Source organism: Clostridium fermenticellae (assembly GCF_003600355.1).
GTDB lineage: Bacteria > Bacillota > Clostridia > Clostridiales > Clostridiaceae > Clostridium_AV > Clostridium_AV fermenticellae.
Genome location: NZ_CP032416.1, coordinates 2,067,814 through 2,086,452, shown reverse-complemented (window position 1 = coordinate 2,086,452; position 18,639 = coordinate 2,067,814). Strand labels below are relative to the sequence as shown.

Below are 18,639 nucleotides of genomic sequence, written 5' to 3'. Positions count from 1 at the left end.
TAGTATACTGTCAATAATGAAAAAATGTGGTTATATAGTTACAAAGGGGAGTAGTTTGATAGATATTGTCAACATAGTGGTTACATACCTGGCAATATCCACATAAAGTGAAACGAGACTTTTGGCATACACAAATATGCTTAAGGTCTTTTTATTTTTTTGTTTAAGGAGAGAGAAAAATGATAATATCAACAATTATAATTATGATCCTGGCAGCGATTTTAATATATTTTAGTTGCGAATTTTTTGTAAATGGAATTGAATGGGTTGGAAAGGCTTTTGGTATATCTCAAAGTGCAGTAGGTTCAGTTTTAGCTGCTTTTGGTACAGCATTGCCTGAAAGCATTGTAACTTTCATGGCTGTAGTTTTTGGAACAAATTCAAATCAAAAAGATATTGGTATAGGGGCAGCTTTAGGTGGGCCACTTGTATTGAGTACAATTGCTTATGCTACTGTCGGAATAAGCATTTTTGTATTTAGTAATAGAAGAAAATCAGGACAGTGTATTAGATTTGATAGTAAAAAATTATCTAGAGATCAAATTTGGTTTATGTGTATTTTCGTGTTTAAAATTGCGCTGGGACTTGTGGCTTTTGCAATAAAGCCCTGGCTTGGAATTTTATTTTTAGTAGCTTATGGTATTTATTTCTACAAAGAAATAAGTGGAAAAAATATAGAAGTTTCTGAAGAACTGGAACCTCTTAAAATTTTTCCTAAGGATGTAAGACCCAAAAAATCATTGATCTTATATCAGACTATAGGAGCTCTTATACTTATTTTTATAGGTTCACAAATATTTGTACATAATTTAGGTATTTTAAGTAATTCACTTGGAATGTCTCCACATATGGTTTCGCTATTGTTAAGTCCTGTAGCAACAGAATTACCAGAAACATTGAATGCTGTTATATGGGTAAGACAGGGAAAGGAAGAGCTGGCTCTTTTAAATATTAGTGGTTCTATGATGATACAGGCTACAGTTCCAAGTGCACTTGGCATTATGTTTACACCGTGGCTTCTCGATAAGTATCTTATAGCTTCGGCAATTATAACATTTACAGCAATTTTTTCACTATGGATAACTCTTAGAAAAAACTGTTTGGATTATAAGAGATTGTATTTTAATTTTATATTTTATATTGTGTTTATAATTGTAATTATTTTTATTTAACAAAGTAATTAAAAAATAAAAATGTAACATAAGTTACTGATTCCCTACCATTTAAATGTTAATATTGAGATATCATAAAGATAAAGAAAAAAATGGAGGGAATCAATATGGAAAATAAAATGTTTTGCTATCAATGTCAGGAAACAGCAGGATGTTCTGGATGTACACAAAGAGGCGTGTGTGGAAAAACACCGGAAATTGCTGCAATGCAGGATCTACTTATCTATGTTACCAAAGGAATTTCTGAAGTTACAACACGTTTGAGAAAAGAAGGAAAAGAAGTAAGTAAAAATATAAATCATATGATAACTACAAACTTGTTTACAACAATAACTAATGCAAATTTTGATGAACATAGTATAGTTTCTCGTATTTCTAAAACATTGGAAGTAAAGAGTAATCTAATAGATATGTTGAATAATAAGGAAAATCTTTCAGATGCAGCTCTATGGGAGGGCAGCAATATAGAAGAATTCAAGAGTAAATCAAAAATGGTTGGTGTACTTTCGACAAAAGATGAAGATATAAGGAGTTTGAGGGAATTAATTATTTATGGTTTAAAGGGACTTTCTGCTTACAGTAAACACGCAAATGTTCTTGGACAAGATAATGCAGAGGTAGATGCTTTTTTGCAGAGCGCACTTGCGAAAACTTTAGATGATTCTTTAAGTATTGATGATCTTGTTAAATTGACACTTGAAACAGGTAAATATGGTGTAGATGGAATGGCATTGCTCGATAAGGCAAATACTTCTGCATATGGTAATCCTGAAATAACTAAGGTTAATATAGGAGTTCGCAGTAATCCAGGAATTTTAATATCAGGCCACGATTTAAGAGATATGGAAATGCTTCTTAAGCAGACAGAGGGAACAGGTGTAGATGTGTATACTCACTCTGAAATGCTGCCAGCACACTATTATCCAGCATTTAAGAAATATAAACACTTTGCAGGAAATTATGGCAATGCATGGTGGAAACAAAAAGAAGAATTTGAAAGCTTTAATGGCCCTATTTTAATGACTTCAAATTGTATTGTTCCACCAAAAGATAGTTATAAAGACAGAATATATACAACAGGTGCAACTGGTTTTCCGGGATGTAAACATATCGATGGTAAATCTGGTGAGGAAAAGGACTTTTCTACAATTATTGAACATGCTAAAAAATGTCTTCCACCAAAAGAAATTGAAAAAGGTGAAATAGTTGGAGGTTTTGCTCATAATCAAGTTTTTGCTTTAGCTGATAAAGTTGTTGAAGCAGTTAAGAGCGGTGCAATAAAGAAATTTGTTGTTATGGCAGGTTGTGATGGCAGGGCAAAATCAAGAAATTATTATACAGAGTTTGCAAAGGCAATTCCAAAGGATACTGTTATTCTTACAGCAGGATGTGCAAAATACAAGTACAATAAATTAAATTTGGGAGATATAAATGGTATTCCTCGTGTACTTGATGCTGGACAATGTAATGATTCATATTCCTTAGCAGTCATTGCATTAAAACTTAAAGAAATATTTGGATTGGATGATATAAATAAATTGCCTATAGTGTATAATATAGCATGGTATGAGCAAAAAGCAGTCATAGTATTACTGGCATTGTTATATTTGGGTGTAAAAAATATTCATCTTGGACCAACTCTTCCTGCATTTCTTTCACCTAATATTGCAAAGGTGTTAGTAGATAACTTTGGAATTGCAGGCATAGGAACTGTTGAGGATGATATTAAGTTATTTTTCTAATGATTGTGTTGAAATTAAAAAGTTAGATTATAGGGTTTGTAAATGATAACTTAACTTATGCTCCGACCGGGATTTCCAAAATACGTCACGTAAAAAATTTCTAGTAAGTCTAAGCTTGCGCTTAAAAAATCTAAGCAGATTATATAAACTTGCTTCACTCAAACATATATAATCTACTAAGATTTTTAAGAACGCTTCGCTAAGACTTACTACAAAATTTTTTAATGTGCCTTAATTTTAGAAATCCCGGTCTGCGCATAAGTTAAGCTTCTACTTGTAAACCCTATAGACTTTTTTATCTTCCGTATAATTTTGTAATATTATTGATTTTTTCTGCCAAATTTTCATTTAAATATTCCTTCTTCACTCTCCAAATCCAGTTTTCTCCTAAGGTAGATGGTATATTCATTCTGGCTTCACTTCCAAGCCCTAAGTAATCTTGAATTTGTGCTATAGATAACTTTGCCACTGAACTTAATGCCCCTCTTATAAATCCCCAATTGTAGCCTTCTTTTTTGTCTAATTTTAAATATCTTTTTGCAAATTCAATATCGTTCTTTTCAGCATTTTTAAACCATCCCATAACAGTATCATTGTCATGGGTTCCTGTATAAACTATACAATTTCTTTCATAATTGTGAGGTAAATATATACTCTCTTCTCTTGTATCAAAAGCAAATTCCAATACTTTCATTCCTGGATAGCCAGCTGCATTCCTGAAAGCTATAACTTCCTTAGTTAAATATCCTAGATCTTCTGCAATTATATCTACTTCGCCAAGAGCTTTTTTTATCGCATTAAACAGATTTATTCCCGGTCCTTTTACCCATTTGCCATTTACTGCTGTTGATTCACCGTAAGGAACCTGCCAGAAGGACTTAAATCCCCTAAAATGATCTATTCTTGTTACATCATACAAAGCAATATTCCTCTTGATCCTTTCAATCCACCATTTATAATTTGTTTTTTCTAAGTAGCCCCAGTTATATATAGGATTTCCCCATAATTGTCCCGAAACCGAAAAGTCATCAGGTGGGCATCCAGAAACAGCAATTGGTCTTTTTTCTTTATCAAGCATAAATACCTCTGCATTCGCCCAGATATCCGCACTGTCTTCAGCTACATAAATTGGGATATCACCAATAATTTTTATACCATTATCATTTGCATACTTTTTTAATTTAGTCCATTGATAAAAGAATATATATTGTAAAAATATCCAATACTCTATTTCCTCTTTCAATGCTTGTTTATAATAATTTAATGCCTTTTTATTTCTTAACTTAATATCTTCATCCCATTCCTGCCATGACTTTAAAGCAAAATTTGATTTTACAGCCATGTATAAAGCATAATCTTCAAGCCAGGCTTTATTTTCAGCTTTGAATTCTTCTATCTCATTTTTATATTTTTTCTTACTATTTTTAAAAGCAATTCTTAGAATAGGTAATTTATTGTTAAATATTTTTTTATAGTCTACTCTTTCAGGGCTATTACCAAAATCTACGTTTTCATAATCTTCTTTTTTAAGTAATTCCTGCTCTCTAAGCAAATCTAAATCTATAAAATATGGATTTCCTGCAAAGGTTGAAAAGGACTGGTAAGGAGAATCTCCATATCCTGTTGGTCCTATCGGCAGTATCTGCCAGTAGCTTTGTCCTGCTTTTGCTAAAAAATCCACAAACTCATAAGCTTCTTTGCCAAAGGTTCCAATACCATATGGATTAGGTAAGGATGTAATATGCATCAAAATACCACTGCTTCTTGTAATCATTCCCTATCCCCTTTATTCATTAAAATTTTAATATCATGTCGTACCATACAGCTCCACCGTGTACTGATTTAGATATACCTTTATTTATATATCCGAATTTTTCGTAATAATGAATCAATTTATATTTGCAGGTTAAAATTAGTCCTCTGCAGTTATCTTCTTTTGCCTTTTCTATCATATAATTCATAAGTTTTGCTGCTATTCCCCTTTTACGGTATTCAGGTATAACATCAAGTCCAAATATAGTTTGATATTTCCCGTTCTTAATATGTAATTTAGAATTTTCATAGAGCTCATCATAAATTTCAGTGCCATTTATTTTACATCCATTTATAAAGCCTATAATCTCATTATTTACTTCTGCTGCAAAAAAGCAGTTGGAAAATGCTTCTATGCGGGACCTGATAGATTCTTTTAAAGCTGCCTCTGCTTTTGGAAAACATATTTCTTCAATTTCTGCGATTCTATCCAAATCATCTATTGTTACCTGTCTAATGTTTATTTTCATAAAAATCTCCTTTTTATTAAACTATAATTCTATTATAAACTGTAATTGATAATATTCAATTGAGCAAATATAACTGAGATAGATGTTAATAACTTATACATGTAAAATATATAGACAATTTTTAATTTTCTATACTATACAAAGTAAAAGCATGACTTTTTTTAGAGAGTGTAAAAATAGTATACAATATAAATTCGCTAAATATTTAGACATTTTATCTGTCGTAACAAAGATCTTGTGGATTTATAAGGATTAAAGTGAGTTTGGTATGCTTATTGCTAATAGATAGAAGTGAGGAGGGATAATTATGGAGTATGAAAACATTATTTTAGATAAGAAGGATCATATTGCTATCTTAAGTTTTAATAGATCTCATGTACTTAATGCTTTAAATAGTGATGTATTAAATGAACTTGATAAAGTGTTAGATGAAATTGTTGAAGACAAAGATATTTATGTACTAATAATAACTGGTAAAGGAAAGGCTTTTGTAGCTGGTGCAGATATATCAGAAATGAAGGATAAGACACCAGAAGAAGGCAGGAAATTTGCAGAATTGGGATTAAAGGTATTTAGAAAAATAGAGCTTATGGAAAAACCAGTTATTGCTGCCGTAAATGGATTTGCACTTGGTGGAGGCTGCGAACTGGCTATGAGCTGCGATATAAGAATAGCTTCAGAAAAAGCAAAATTTGGACAACCAGAAGTAGGACTTGGAATTACTCCTGGCTTTGCTGGAACTCAAAGACTTTCACGTTTAGTTGGAATTGGAAAAGCTAAAGAATTGATATTTACTACTAATGTGGTTGGTGCTGACGAAGCAGAAAAATTAGGATTGGTAAATACAGTTGTAGAGCATGACAATTTAATGCCGGAAGCTTTAGATTTAGCAAAAAATATTGCTTCAAAAGCTCAGTTAGCAATAAAATATGCTAAAACATCTATAAATAGAGGATCAGAAACTGATATAGGAACAGGAATGTCAATTGAAAAAGATTTGTTTGGTTTATGTTTTGCAACAGAAGATCAAAGAGAAGGAATGTCTGCATTTTTGGAAAAAAGAAAAGCAAACTTTAATAATAAATAGTCTAAAATATTAGCCGTATAAAATTCAATTAATAGATGATGTAATACTATGAACAAATTTTACATGGAGGAATAAAAATATGAGAATATTTGTTTTAGGCGCAGGAACTATGGGATCAGGGATTGCTCAGACTTTTGCTCAATCAGGATATAAAGTAACGATGAGAGATATAGAAGAAAGATTTGTTCAAAGAGGTCTTAAGATGATAACTGAAAGCTTTACAAAAAGCATTCAAAAAGGAAAATTATCAGAAAATGAAAAAGACGAGATTATAAATAGGATAACAATTACAACAGATATGAGTTTGGCAAAAGAAGCAGACTTAGTTATAGAAGCTGCTATTGAGAATATGGAAATTAAGAAAAAGGTATTTAAGGAATTAGATACAATATGCAAGAAAGAAGCCATACTTGCAACTAATACATCATCATTATCAATAACAGATATAGCAAGTGTCACAAATAGGCCGGATAAAGTAATAGGAATGCATTTTTTTAATCCTGTTCAAATGATGAAATTGGTAGAGGTAATAAAAGGAATTGTTACATCTGAAGAAACAAAGAAAACAATAATTGATATTGCTAAAAGGTTAAAAAAGAATCCAGTAGAAGTCGAAGAAGCTCCTGGCTTTGTCGTTAATAGAATACTAATACCTATGATAAATGAAGCAGTTGGAATTTTATCAGATAATGTTGCTACTGCCAAGGATATTGATTTAGCAATACAATTAGGCGCAAATCATCCAATAGGACCCTTGGCCTTAGCAGATTTAATAGGTAATGATATTTGCCTGGCTATTATGGAAGTATTGTATTCAGAATTTGGAGATTCAAAATACAGGCCTCATCCATTATTGAGAAAAATGGTTAGGGCAAAATACCTTGGAAGAAAAACCGGTAGGGGATTTTATGATTACACCAAGTAAACGTTTGCTAAAAGAATAATATAAAAGGATCAAGGCTGTGGACTTAAAAAAAGCCGGGGACCATTAATTCTTTATTAGAATTTTTATATAAGTCATATTTATTAAATTATACAGGGAGGATAAGTTATGCAGGGGTTAAGTATTAATGAAATAAAATTAGGTGATAAGGTTTCTGTTGAAAAGACTATATCTGAAACAGATGTGTATATGTTTGCTGGAATTACTGGAGATTTAAATCCAGCTCACATAAATCAGGTTGTATCAGAAAAGACAATGTTCAAAGGCAGAATAGCACATGGAATATTGGTAACAGGACTTATTTCAACTTGTCTGGGAATGCATCTTCCAGGACCAGGAACTATATATATGGGACAGCAGGTGAAATTTACAAAACCGGTTCACATTGGAGATACGATAAAGGCAGAAGTAGAGGTTATAGGGATAAATGTAGAGAAAAACAGAGTCAAATTGAAAACAGTATGCACTAATCAGGATGGTAAGGTTGTTATTGATGGAGAAGCATTAGTTATGCCGCCTAAAAAGAATTAAGATAATAATTTTAATCATGTAAAGTCATTAATAGAAAAGTACATTAAATATTGATTTAAATTAAAAGGAGGATTAATTATGAAATTTGCATTAACGAAGGAGCAAGAATTAATAAAACAGATGGCAGCTGAATTTGTAAAAAATGAGGTAGAGCCACTTGCAAAAGAAGTTGACGCAGAAGAAAAATACCCGATAGAAACAATGAGAAAAATGGCAAAATATGAGATGCTGGGTATGCCTTATCCTGAAGAATTAGGCGGAGCCGGTGCCGATTATTTAAGTTATATACTGATAGTAGAGGAACTTGCAAAAGCATGCACAACTACTTCAACGGCGTTTTCAGCACATACATCACTATGCTGCTGGCCAATATATAACTTCGGAACAGAGGAGCAGAAGAAAAAATTCCTCCCGGATCTATTGAGCGGAAAGAAAATAGGTGCATTTGCATTAACTGAGCCTAATGCAGGAACAGATTCTGCAGCACAGCAGACAACGGCAAGGAAAGAAGGAGACAGTTACATATTAAATGGCTCCAAGATATTTATAACAAATGGAGGATATGCAGACACTTTTGTAACTTTTGCAATGACAGACAGGAGCAAGGGCACAAGGGGAATATCAGCATTTGTAATTGAAAGGGGAATGCCCGGTTTCACAATAGGAAAAGTAGAAGACAAGATGGGGATCAGGGGATCTTCAACAACAGAACTTATATTTGAAGATTTAAAAGTACCGGAAGAAAACCTTTTAGGAAAAGAAGGAAAAGGTTTTAAAGTTGCGATGACAACACTTGACGGCGGCAGAATAGGAATAGCCGCACAGGCTCTTGGAATAGCAGAAGGGGCACTTGAATATGCTATAAACTATATGAAGGAAAGAAAGCAATTTGGTAGACCTATAGCAGCATTCCAGGGACTGCAGTGGTATGTAGCTGAAATGGACACTAAAGTAGAGGCAGCAAAATATCTTGTATACAAAGCAGCATGGAGAAAGCAGGAAGGACTTCCATTTACAGTAGATGCAGCACAGGCAAAATTGTTTGCGGCAGAAACTGCAATGGCTGTAACAACCAAGGCAGTGCAGATTCTTGGTGGCTATGGATACACCAAGGATTATCCGCTCGAGAGAATGATGAGAGATGCCAAGATAACAGAAATATATGAAGGAACATCAGAAGTTCAAAAGATGGTTATCTCGGGCAATTTGTTAAAGAAATAGGAGGGTTAAACATATGAATATAGTAGTTTGCTTAAAACAGGTACCTGATACCAACGAAGTTAAGATAGATCCAAAGACCGGGACACTTATAAGAGAAGGAGTTCCATCTATAATAAACCCCGATGATAAAAATGCACTTGAAGGTGCTATTGAGTTAAAAGAAAGTCAGGGGGCAAAAGTAACAGTAATAAGCATGGGACCTCCACAGGCCGACAGGGCTTTAAGAGAGGCTCTCGCAATGGGTGCAGATGAGGCAATATTGATCTCCGACAGGGCATTTGCAGGAGCAGATACTTTAGCAACATCAAATGCACTTGCAGGTGCACTCAGAAAACTTGACTATGACATAGTATTTGCAGGCAGACAGGCTATAGATGGAGATACCGCACAGGTAGGACCTGAAATAGCAGAGCACCTCGGAATTCCTCAGGTAACATATGTAGAGGATGTAAAGGTAGACGGGAACGAACTTACTGTAAAGAAATCACTTGAAGATGGATATGAGATGATAAAAGTAAAGACACCGGTTCTTTTGACTGCAATAAAAGAATTGAATGAACCGAGATATATGTATATGTCAAAGATATTTGATGCTTACAAGAGGGAAGTAAAATTATGGACGGCAGATGATATTGATGTAGATAAATCCCTTCTTGGACTCAAAGGTTCACCTACAAAGGTTAAGAAATCCTGGCCAAAAGCAGCAAAAGGAAAGGGAGAAATTGTAGATAAACCATTCAAAGAAGCAGCTGCATATGGAGTCGCAAAACTTAAAGAAAAACATTTCATCTAAATTTATAGGAGGGATTTAAACATGAGTATAGCAGATTATAAAGGTGTATGGGTATTTGCTGAACAAAGGGACGGCAAGCTTCAGAAAGTAGCCCTTGAATTAGCAGGAAAAGGAAAGGAACTGGCAGATAAATTAGGAGAGGAAGTAACTGCCATTCTTCTTGGAAGCGGAGTGGAACATCTGGCAGAAGAATTGGTATCTTACGGTGCAGACAATGTTATATGTGTAGACAATCCAAACTTGAAACAGTATACGACAGACGCATATGCAAATGTTATACATGAACTTGTTAATGCAAGAAAACCGGAGATACTTTTAGTTGGTGCAACATTTATAGGAAGGGATCTCGGACCCAGGGTATCTGCAAGACTTTCAACAGGACTTACAGCAGATTGTACGGGACTTGATATAGACGGAGAAGGAAAGAACCTTCTTATGACAAGACCTGCATTTGGAGGAAACCTGATGGCAACAATAGCCTGCACGGACAACAGACCCCAGATGTCAACAGTAAGACCCGGTGTATTTGAAAAACTTGATAAGGATACATCAAGAAAAGGAAAAATAGAGAAAGTAGATATAGATGTTAAAGAAGAAGATATAAGAACAAAAATACAGGAAGTAGTAAAATCGGCTAAAAATATTGCAGATATAGGAGATGCAAAGGTTCTTGTATCGGGCGGAAGAGGACTTGGCGGACCTGAAGGCTTTGACATGCTTAAAGAACTTGCAGACGTACTGGGCGGAACAATATCAGCCTCACGTGCGGCAGTAGATAATGGCTGGATAGATAAGGCATATCAGGTAGGACAAACAGGAAAAACTGTAAGACCTGATCTATATATAGCCTGTGGAATATCCGGAGCAATACAGCATCTTGCAGGAATGCAGGACAGTGATTATATAGTTGCTATAAACAAGGATGATTCAGCTGCAATAATGCAGGCTGCAGACCTTGCTATAGTTGGTGATTACACTAAAGTAATACCTGAGATGATAGCACAGATAAAGGCTATGAATAATAATTAGCACCCAATAAAGATTTCCCTTTTTAAATATATACAATGTAAGAAGCTGCTGTATTAGTATAAAAAAATATTAATACAGCGGTTTTTTATGACCTTTATAGGAAATAAGTAAGCAATAGTATAGTTTGTATTAGAATTTGATCCTATAGATTTATATGATATATATGAATTCAAGTATTTTATTTAAAATTCAGTTTAATAAAGGGAGGATGCTTTATGTTTTTACAAGAATGTTTTAAATTACTAAATGAAAATATTAATGAGGCTGTAGTTGTAACCAATAAGGCTGGTAGCCTGGTTTTTGCAAACCGAAAGGCCGAATGTTATTTTGGAATCAATTTCCGAAAAAATATTGGTAAGTGTGTGAAAAAGTTTGTTCCAGAGGCAAAGCTAGTTAGAATTCTAGATATAGGTAATTTTGAAGTATCAAAAAAATTTTTATTAAATGAGAGAGAATTTATGGTCAGCAAAATGCCTATAATTGTAAATAATAAAATAGAAGGAGCAATAGCTATTTTTAAAGATATAACTGATCATAAAAAAATGCAGAAAAAATTGACTGATGATAGAGTGCATATAGATATTTTGGATACAATGCTCAAGACTTTAAATGAATGTATAGTTGTAGTTGATGAAAACGGTATCATAACAATGATGAGTGAATCATATAAAGAATTTCTTGGATGCAAAAAAGTTGAAGGAAAGTTTGTAGAAGATGTAATAGAAAATACAAGGATGTATAAAATACTGCAAACTGGAAATTTAGAAATAGGAGATATACAGGATATAAAAGGCAATAAGATGATCGCTATGCGTGTACCAGTAAAAAGGGATGGCAAGGTTATTGGTGCAGTAGGTAAAGTTATATTTAAAGATATTAGTGATTTTTATATGTTGAGTAAAAAAATAGATAATTTAAAAAAGGAAGTAAAATTATATAAAAACCAATTAGGAAAGGAGAGGAAAGCAAAATACTCTATAAAAAATATCATAGGAGAATCAGATAAGATAATTGAATTAAAAAAATTAAGTCAAAAGGTAGCAAAAACTAGTTCAAATGTTTTGATAATGGGTGAAAGCGGCACAGGAAAAGAATTATTTGCTCACGCAATACACAATTCAAGTAAAAGATGGCTGGGACCTTTTATTAAAGTTAATTGTGCTGCTATACCATCAGAATTATTGGAGGGAGAATTATTTGGTTATGAAGAAGGAGCTTTTACTGGAGCAAAAAGAGGCGGCAAAATAGGTAAATTTGAGATGGCAAATGGGGGAACCATATTTTTAGATGAAATAGGTGATATGCCTATTAATATGTAGGTTAAAATTTTAAGAACAATTCAGGAAAGGGAAGTTGAAAGAGTAGGAGGAAATATTTTAAAAGAAATTGATGTTAGAATTATAGCTGCTACTAATAAAAATCTTGAGGATGAAATTAAAAAGGGTAAATTTAGAGAGGATTTATATTATAGACTTAATGTTATGAAAATCGTTTTACCGCCTTTAAGAGAGAGAAAAGAAGACATTCCTATATTAGCAAATTCTTTGAGAATCAAGGTTGCAAAAAGATTAGGAATATATGTCGAAGGAATATCTAAAGAGGTGCTGCAATGTTTGATGAATTATGATTGGCCAGGAAATATCAGGGAACTTGAAAATGTTATTGAAAGAGCAGTAAACTTACTGGATTCGGATTTGGTAATAAAACTGGAACACCTTCCTAAGAAATTAACAAAATGTAAAATTAAACGATACGCAAGTGATAAAAAATATTTAAAAGATATAATTGGAGAAGTTGAAAAAGAAGTAATTTCAGAATGTCTGGAAAAAACTAAATGGAATAAAAATAGAACAGCGCAGATGCTTGGAATAAGTAGGGCTGGATTATACAAGAAATTAGAGGAATATAGATTAGAAAATTGAAAAAAACAATTTAATATAAATTATAAAAATCATATTAAAGAATGATATATCTTTTCAAAATATACTGTGAAAAGAATTGACATGTAAATTATATAGACACTATAAAGAATCAAGTAATATCAGGATTGTTAAGGATAGAATATAAGTACTGTGTATTAAATATACAGTACTTATATTTTATTTTTATAGGAATTTTTACAGAAAAAAAATATACTGCTAAAGGCTTGAAATCACAAGGCTTTTGGAATTACTAGAATTTTTTTAAAATTTATCGATTTGGCATAATTATTGCTCTATATAATGATAAAAAATTAAGATCACATGAAGGGGGATAAAAAGTATGAAATCAAAGGTTATTTCTAAAGAAGAAGCAGTAGATTTGATAAAAGAGGGAAGTACTGTAGCAGTAGGAGGGTTCCTAGGATGTGGTCATCCAGAAGAACTTACTTTAGAGGTAGAAAAAAGATATTTAGAAAAAAAGACTCCTAAAAATTTAACATTGGTTTATGCTGCCGGGCAAGGTGATAGTCAGGATAGGGGATTAAATTACTTCGGACATGAAGGATTGGTAAGTAAAGTAATAGGTGGTCACTGGGCACTAACACCAAAGCTTCAAAAATTAGCACTGGATAATAAAATTGAAGCGTACAATTTACCTCAAGGAGTTATATCACATTTGTATAGAGATATAGCAGCCGGAAAACCAGGTACACTTACACATGTTGGATTAAAAACTTTTGTAGACCCGAGAATTGAGGGAGGAAAACTTAATGAGGTTACTAAACAGGATATTGTAAAGGTTGTGACTATAGAAGGTAAGGATTATCTGCTATATAAAGCATTTCCTATAGATATTGTGATTCTAAGAGCAACCTATGCTGATGAGAGTGGAAATGCAACCCTGGAAAAGGAAGCTGCAACACTTGATGGAACTGCAATGGCTCAGGCAGCTAAGAGTTCTGGAGGAATAGTTATTTTACAAGTTGAGAAAATTGTATCAAAAGGTTCCCTGGATCCAAGAAAAGTTAAAATTCCAGGCGCATATGTCGATGCTATAGTTGTGGCAGAACCACAAAATCATATGCAGACCTTTGGGGAATTATATAATCCGGCTTATTCCGGAGAAGTTAAAATGCCAGTAGATTCAATTGCTTCAATACCTCTCGATGAAAGGAAGGTAATAGCAAGAAGAGCCGCTATGGAACTTGTGCCTAATGCTATTACTAATTTAGGAATTGGTATGCCTGAAGGAGTAGCTATAGTTGCAAATGAAGAGGGAATTGGAAATGAGATGACTTTAACTGTAGAAGCAGGAGGAATAGGTGGTGTGCCAGCAGGAGGATTAAGCTTTGGAGCCTCAACTAATCCTGAAAGTATATTGGATCAAGCAAGTCAGTTCGATTTTTATGATGGAGGCGGACTAGATGTAGCTTTCTTAGGTCTAGCTCAATGTGACAAAGTTGGAAATGTAAATGTCAGTAAATTTGGACCTAGAATTGCAGGATGTGGAGGATTTATTAATATCACACAAAATGCTAAAAAAGTAGTATATTGTGGAACCTTTACCGCTGGTGGATTAAAGGTCAAAGTTGGAGACGGCATGTTATCTATAGAGAAAGAAGGAAGATTCAATAAATTTTTGGATTCTGTTGAACAAATTACCTTTAGTGGAGAATATGCGACAGATATAGGACAGCCTGTACTTTATATTACTGAGAGGGCTGTGTTTAGACTTACTAAGGATGGTCTGATTCTGGAAGAAATTGCTCCAGAAGTTGATTTAGAAAAAGATATATTGGCTCATATGGATTTTAAACCTATAATATCAGAAAAATTGAAGATGATGGATGAAAATATTTTTAAAGATGAACTTGTAGGTATAAAGATTAGTTAGATAATTTCTACTATAATGATGAATAAATCGATGGAGGTTTTTATTTATGGCAGTTTTTGGAATTTTTCTAAGCTTGGCGTTATTAATGTTTATGGCTTATAAGGGATTTTCAGTTATATTTTTTGCCCCTGTTTTCGCACTATTAGCTGCTTTATTTTCTGGAATGGCACTTTTACCAACATATACAGAGATATTCTTACCTAATTTAGCTTCTTATGCAAAGGTATATTTCCCTTTCTTCTTATTGGGAGCTGTATTTGGTAAGGCAATGGAAGAATCAGGTGCAGCAAAATCCATTGCTAAGGCAATTGTAGGAAAGTTAGGAAAGAGGAATGCAATATTATCAGTTGTATTGTCATCAGCAATTCTTACTTATGGTGGTGTAAGTCTTTTCGTTGTTGCTTTTGCTGTGTATCCATTTGCAGCATCTATATTTAGAGAGGCAGATATACCAAAAAGGCTTCTTCCTGCAACTATTGCTTTAGGAGCTTTTTCATTTACTATGGATGCTATCCCGGGAACACCACAAATTCAAAATACAATACCAATGAAATTTTTTAATACGGACCTTTATGCTGCTCCGGTTTTTGGAATTTTAGGTACTATTATTATTTTAGTATTGGGGATAACTTATTTAGAGTTTCGTAAACGTAAAGCTCAAGCAGCAGGAGAAGGGTATGGTGAAGGACACACTAATGAACCTGTAATTGTTGAGGAAGGCAGTCTGCCAAATCCTATTTTATCAGCAATTCCATTAGTTTCAGTACTTGTTGTAACTTTGATTTTGCAAAAACTTGTGTTTCCGCACTGGAATATAGCTTCTTGGGTAACTCAAAAACCTTATGCAATGGATAAGGCTGGAGTTGTTGGTACAATGAATAACTGGGCACTTATTATTGCACTTATTGTTGGTATCATTCTTGCATTTGTAATAAATCCTATCCGTATAAAGGGTAATATAGCTAAGGCAATAAATGCGGGTGCAATAGGGTCTTTATTAGCAGTTATGAATACTTCATCAGAAGTTGGTTTCGGAAATGTTATAAAAACACTTCCAGGCTTTCAGTCTATAGCTCATGCCTTGATAAATATCAATCCACATGGAAGTCCACTTTTGTCTGAGGCAGTTAGTGTAAACGTTTTGGCAGGAACTACTGGCTCAGCATCGGGAGGTATGAGTATTGTACTTGATATGTTTGGCAAACATTATTTGTCTTGGGCTCAGGCATCTGGAATAAGTCCTGAATTATTACACCGTGTAGCAGCTATGGCATCAGGTGGTATGGACACATTGCCTCATAATGGAGCAGTTATTACACTATTAGGTATTGCAGGATTAACACATAAACAATCTTATAAGGATATTTTTGCAGTTACTTTACTTAAAGCTGGAACGTGTTTCTTTTTAATTTTTATGCAGAGTATATTCCATTTTGTCTAATTGATTGTTTAGTTATTAAAATTAAATAATGTAAAAAAATAGGACATACAGTCTATAGGATGTATTGCCCTATTTTTTATGTTTAATTGTGATTTATATAGTAACTGATAGAATTAATATAAACTATTAGGGAATATTTAAAAAATGAAAGTAAATTTTATTATAGGGTTTATAAATGAAAGCTTAAGTTTATACTCCAGCTGACACTTCCAAAATTCGTCACCTAAAAAATTTCTAGTAAGTCTAAGTTCGTATTTATAAAAATCTAAGCAGATCTTATAAACTCGTAGGCTCAAACATATAAAATCTACTAAGATTTTCAAAAATACTTCACCAGGACTTACTAAAAAATTTTTTAATGTGCCTACATTTTGGAAATGTCAGCTTATGTATAACTTAAGCTTGGAATTACAAACCCCATACAAATATGTTATATTTAAAAGAGAAAAAAGTTTTATAAATAATATAAGAAATATAATCTAAAATGAATAGAAGTTTTTTGGGAGGTGTATTTATTTTGAGGATTAATAAGTATGAAAAATGTGAAAAACTATTGGATAAGTTGTACAGCAAGTGCAGCTATAATGAATTTTTAATAGCGTTTGATGTTGCTGTTAGAGCTTATTATCGGATAGTAAATAACGATTTTGTATTTTATGACAGTAATTTCTATATGGGACGTATTAGTTGTGAAGATAGGCTTATATCTACGGTTTGCAATTACTATTTAAAAGGAAATGGAAAAAGGGAAAATTTAGACGAAGATATTTTTACTATGATAAATGTTTTATCAGGCAATAAGGAAAGTATAGAAGCTAATGAATTAAGAGGATTATTTTCAAAAGTGTATGAAAACTAATTATTTATATATTTTTCCTACTACATTTGCCTTGGAATTACGAACCCTATACTACATATATAATTGAATATGAAATTAATGTATGTTAAAATTACTTTGAATGATATATACGATAATATTCAAGATAGAGGGATCAAATAATGATAGATATAAAAACTAAAAAAGAAATAGGATATATGGCAGAAGCCGGAAAAATATTAGCATCATGCCATAAAGAGATTAAAAAGATGATAAAACCTGGTATAACTACTATGGATATAGATAAATTCGTAGAAGAATACCTTAAAGAGCATAATGCAACACCAGAAGAAAAAGGTTATATGGGTTTCCCATATGCGACTTGTGCATCTGTAAATGATGAAGTGTGTCATGGATTTCCTACTAAAAAACCTTTAAAAAATGGAGATATTGTAACTATTGATATGGTTGTAAATCTCAATGGATGGCTTGCTGATTCTGCATGGTCATATGAAGTTGGAAATATATCAAAAGAAGCTAGTGATCTCATGAAAGTTACAAAGGAATGTCTTTATAGAGGAATAAAAAAGGCAATTGTTGGTAACAGAATAGGTGACATAGGTTATGAAATACAGACTTATGCTGAATCGCTCGGATATTCAGTTGTAAGAGATTATACAGGCCATGGCATAGGACAAAAGATGCATGATGATATAGTTGTACCTCACTATGGTAAACCAGGTAGAGGCATAAAACTTAGAGAAGGAATGGTAATAACAATAGAGCCTATGATAAATATAGGTGATTATAGAGTTACTATAGATAAGAATGAATGGACAGCACGTACATTAGATGGGAGCCTGTCAGCTCAGTATGAGCATACAATAGCTATAACAAAAGACGGACCTCAAATTTTAACTGATCAGGATAATTTATAAAATAAAAATGGGCAGATTTTATATCTCTGCCCATTTTTTATAAAAAGCTATTAAGCTTTAACTGAATCTCTTGATCTGTCATGTACATTCCATGTAAATGCCAAAAATATTATAGAAAGTATTGAACATATAATAAGAAGATTGAATCCGCCACTCCATTTAAATTTATCTACAACGAAACCCATTACAGCTTCAGCGCAAACTTCTCCTCCTAGATATCCAAATAATCCAGTAAATCCAGCTGCGGTTCCCGATGCTTTTTTGGGAACCAAATCTAAAGCACTTACACCAATTAGCATAACTGGTCCGTATATCAAGGCTCCCATTACAGCAAGTGAAATGAATAATAATGTTATGTTTGTAGTATGTGAGTAAACAAGAATAGCTAGTATATCACCTATCATACATATAATTCCCATAGGAGCTCTTCTTCCATGAAACACTTTATCACTTAGCCATCCAACTAATATTGTTCCTGGAATTGCAGCATATTCATATATTGAAAAACCTATTGCAGCACCAGAATTACTTAAATGTGCAACTTCTTTTAAATATATAGGCGACCAGTTAAGAATCCCATATCTGACAACGTATACAAATATATTTGCAATTGCTATGAACCATAGATATTTATTATTTAATACGTGTTTAAATAATTATACTTAAAAATACCTGAATCCTATATTTTTTGTATGTTGAATCTATTTTTTCTTCAGGAAGCCTTTCAATATGTGGAGAAGGTTTCAAAAAATTTAACATATAAAAATACCACCTTTCATATAAAGTTTAGTTAATGCATATTTTGAAATTTGTTTTTTACACTGTAT

General features: G+C 32.9%; 14 protein-coding genes and 2 pseudogenes. 13 read left to right on the top strand and 3 right to left on the bottom strand.

Going from position 1 to position 18,639, the window contains the following annotated elements:
- The first annotated feature begins 179 nt into the window (after nt 1-179).
- Together D4Z93_RS09735 and hcp are read left to right on the top strand one after the other, a co-directional pair.
- The gene (locus tag D4Z93_RS09735; RefSeq protein WP_243105927.1) at nt 180-1,172 is read left to right on the top strand and encodes a sodium:calcium antiporter; all 993 of its coding nucleotides are present in this window, start codon (nt 180-182) and stop codon (nt 1,170-1,172) included.
- 107 nt (nt 1,173-1,279) lie between these two features.
- A complete protein-coding gene (gene hcp, locus D4Z93_RS09730; RefSeq protein WP_119973106.1) occupies nt 1,280-2,914 on the top strand; it encodes a hydroxylamine reductase in 1,635 nt (544 codons plus the stop codon).
- Nucleotides 2,915-3,209: 295 nt separating this feature from the next.
- On the opposite strand, the gene malQ is transcribed toward hcp, so the two are convergent.
- Both malQ and D4Z93_RS09720 read right to left on the bottom strand, forming a co-directional pair.
- Complete coding sequence (gene malQ / locus D4Z93_RS09725; RefSeq protein WP_119973104.1) at nt 3,210-4,688, bottom strand: 4-alpha-glucanotransferase; 1,479 nt, start codon at nt 4,686-4,688, stop codon at nt 3,210-3,212.
- A gap of 19 nt (nt 4,689-4,707) precedes the next feature.
- Nucleotides 4,708-5,196: a GNAT family N-acetyltransferase gene (locus D4Z93_RS09720; RefSeq protein ID WP_119973102.1), complete on the bottom strand. Its 489-nt coding sequence runs from the start codon at nt 5,194-5,196 to the stop codon at nt 4,708-4,710.
- 307 nt (nt 5,197-5,503) lie between these two features.
- Between D4Z93_RS09720 and D4Z93_RS09715 the strand changes: the two genes are divergently transcribed.
- The 11 genes and pseudogenes from D4Z93_RS09715 to map all read left to right on the top strand — a co-directional run bounded on the left by D4Z93_RS09715 (nt 5,504) and on the right by map (nt 17,812).
- Entirely contained in the window at nt 5,504-6,283 is a 780-nt protein-coding gene (locus D4Z93_RS09715) for a short-chain-enoyl-CoA hydratase (RefSeq protein WP_119973100.1), read from the top strand.
- Nucleotides 6,284-6,362: 79 nt separating this feature from the next.
- Nucleotides 6,363-7,208 (top strand): 3-hydroxybutyryl-CoA dehydrogenase, encoded by an 846-nt coding sequence (locus D4Z93_RS09710; protein WP_119973098.1) that lies wholly within the window; start codon nt 6,363-6,365, stop codon nt 7,206-7,208.
- A gap of 126 nt (nt 7,209-7,334) precedes the next feature.
- Nucleotides 7,335-7,757 (top strand): MaoC family dehydratase, encoded by a 423-nt coding sequence (locus D4Z93_RS09705; RefSeq protein WP_119973096.1) that lies wholly within the window; start codon nt 7,335-7,337, stop codon nt 7,755-7,757.
- A gap of 78 nt (nt 7,758-7,835) precedes the next feature.
- A complete protein-coding gene (locus D4Z93_RS09700) occupies nt 7,836-8,978 on the top strand; it encodes an acyl-CoA dehydrogenase (RefSeq protein WP_119973094.1) in 1,143 nt (380 codons plus the stop codon).
- A 13-nt stretch (nt 8,979-8,991) separates the two neighbouring features.
- Nucleotides 8,992-9,771, top strand: coding sequence for an electron transfer flavoprotein subunit beta/FixA family protein (locus D4Z93_RS09695; protein ID WP_119970188.1), 780 nt, complete (start codon nt 8,992-8,994; stop codon nt 9,769-9,771).
- 21 nt (nt 9,772-9,792) lie between these two features.
- Nucleotides 9,793-10,800: an electron transfer flavoprotein subunit alpha/FixB family protein gene (locus D4Z93_RS09690; RefSeq protein WP_119973092.1), complete on the top strand. Its 1,008-nt coding sequence runs from the start codon at nt 9,793-9,795 to the stop codon at nt 10,798-10,800.
- A 215-nt stretch (nt 10,801-11,015) separates the two neighbouring features.
- Nucleotides 11,016-12,722: pseudogene (locus D4Z93_RS09685) on the top strand (sigma 54-interacting transcriptional regulator).
- Nucleotides 12,723-13,062: 340 nt separating this feature from the next.
- Nucleotides 13,063-14,616, top strand: a complete 1,554-nt coding sequence (locus D4Z93_RS09680) for an acyl CoA:acetate/3-ketoacid CoA transferase (protein WP_119973090.1) — start codon at nt 13,063-13,065, stop codon at nt 14,614-14,616.
- Nucleotides 14,617-14,662: 46 nt separating this feature from the next.
- A complete protein-coding gene (locus D4Z93_RS09675; RefSeq protein WP_119973088.1) occupies nt 14,663-16,057 on the top strand; it encodes a GntP family permease in 1,395 nt (464 codons plus the stop codon).
- Nucleotides 16,058-16,574: 517 nt separating this feature from the next.
- Nucleotides 16,575-16,916: a hypothetical protein gene (locus tag D4Z93_RS09670; protein ID WP_243105926.1), complete on the top strand. Its 342-nt coding sequence runs from the start codon at nt 16,575-16,577 to the stop codon at nt 16,914-16,916.
- 140 nt (nt 16,917-17,056) lie between these two features.
- Entirely contained in the window at nt 17,057-17,812 is a 756-nt protein-coding gene (gene map / locus D4Z93_RS09665; protein ID WP_119973086.1) for a type I methionyl aminopeptidase, read from the top strand.
- A 50-nt stretch (nt 17,813-17,862) separates the two neighbouring features.
- On the opposite strand, the pseudogene D4Z93_RS09660 reads toward map, so the two are convergent.
- Nucleotides 17,863-18,468: pseudogene (locus D4Z93_RS09660) on the bottom strand (MFS transporter); the annotation flags it as partial.
- Nucleotides 18,469-18,639 lie beyond the last annotated feature (171 nt).

Bases quoted from the DNA above. Each gene is read 5' to 3' on its own strand.
- D4Z93_RS09735 (WP_243105927.1), top strand. From the start codon at position 180: ATGATAATATCAACAATTATAATTATGATCCTGGCAGCGATTTTAATA.
- hcp (WP_119973106.1), top strand. From the start codon at position 1,280: ATGGAAAATAAAATGTTTTGCTATCAATGTCAGGAAACAGCAGGATGT.
- malQ (WP_119973104.1), bottom strand. From the start codon at position 4,688: ATGATTACAAGAAGCAGTGGTATTTTGATGCATATTACATCCTTACCT.
- D4Z93_RS09720 (WP_119973102.1), bottom strand. From the start codon at position 5,196: ATGAAAATAAACATTAGACAGGTAACAATAGATGATTTGGATAGAATC.
- D4Z93_RS09715 (WP_119973100.1), top strand. From the start codon at position 5,504: ATGGAGTATGAAAACATTATTTTAGATAAGAAGGATCATATTGCTATC.
- D4Z93_RS09710 (WP_119973098.1), top strand. From the start codon at position 6,363: ATGAGAATATTTGTTTTAGGCGCAGGAACTATGGGATCAGGGATTGCT.
- D4Z93_RS09705 (WP_119973096.1), top strand. From the start codon at position 7,335: ATGCAGGGGTTAAGTATTAATGAAATAAAATTAGGTGATAAGGTTTCT.
- D4Z93_RS09700 (WP_119973094.1), top strand. From the start codon at position 7,836: ATGAAATTTGCATTAACGAAGGAGCAAGAATTAATAAAACAGATGGCA.
- D4Z93_RS09695 (WP_119970188.1), top strand. From the start codon at position 8,992: ATGAATATAGTAGTTTGCTTAAAACAGGTACCTGATACCAACGAAGTT.
- D4Z93_RS09690 (WP_119973092.1), top strand. From the start codon at position 9,793: ATGAGTATAGCAGATTATAAAGGTGTATGGGTATTTGCTGAACAAAGG.
- D4Z93_RS09680 (WP_119973090.1), top strand. From the start codon at position 13,063: ATGAAATCAAAGGTTATTTCTAAAGAAGAAGCAGTAGATTTGATAAAA.
- D4Z93_RS09675 (WP_119973088.1), top strand. From the start codon at position 14,663: ATGGCAGTTTTTGGAATTTTTCTAAGCTTGGCGTTATTAATGTTTATG.
- map (WP_119973086.1), top strand. From the start codon at position 17,057: ATGATAGATATAAAAACTAAAAAAGAAATAGGATATATGGCAGAAGCC.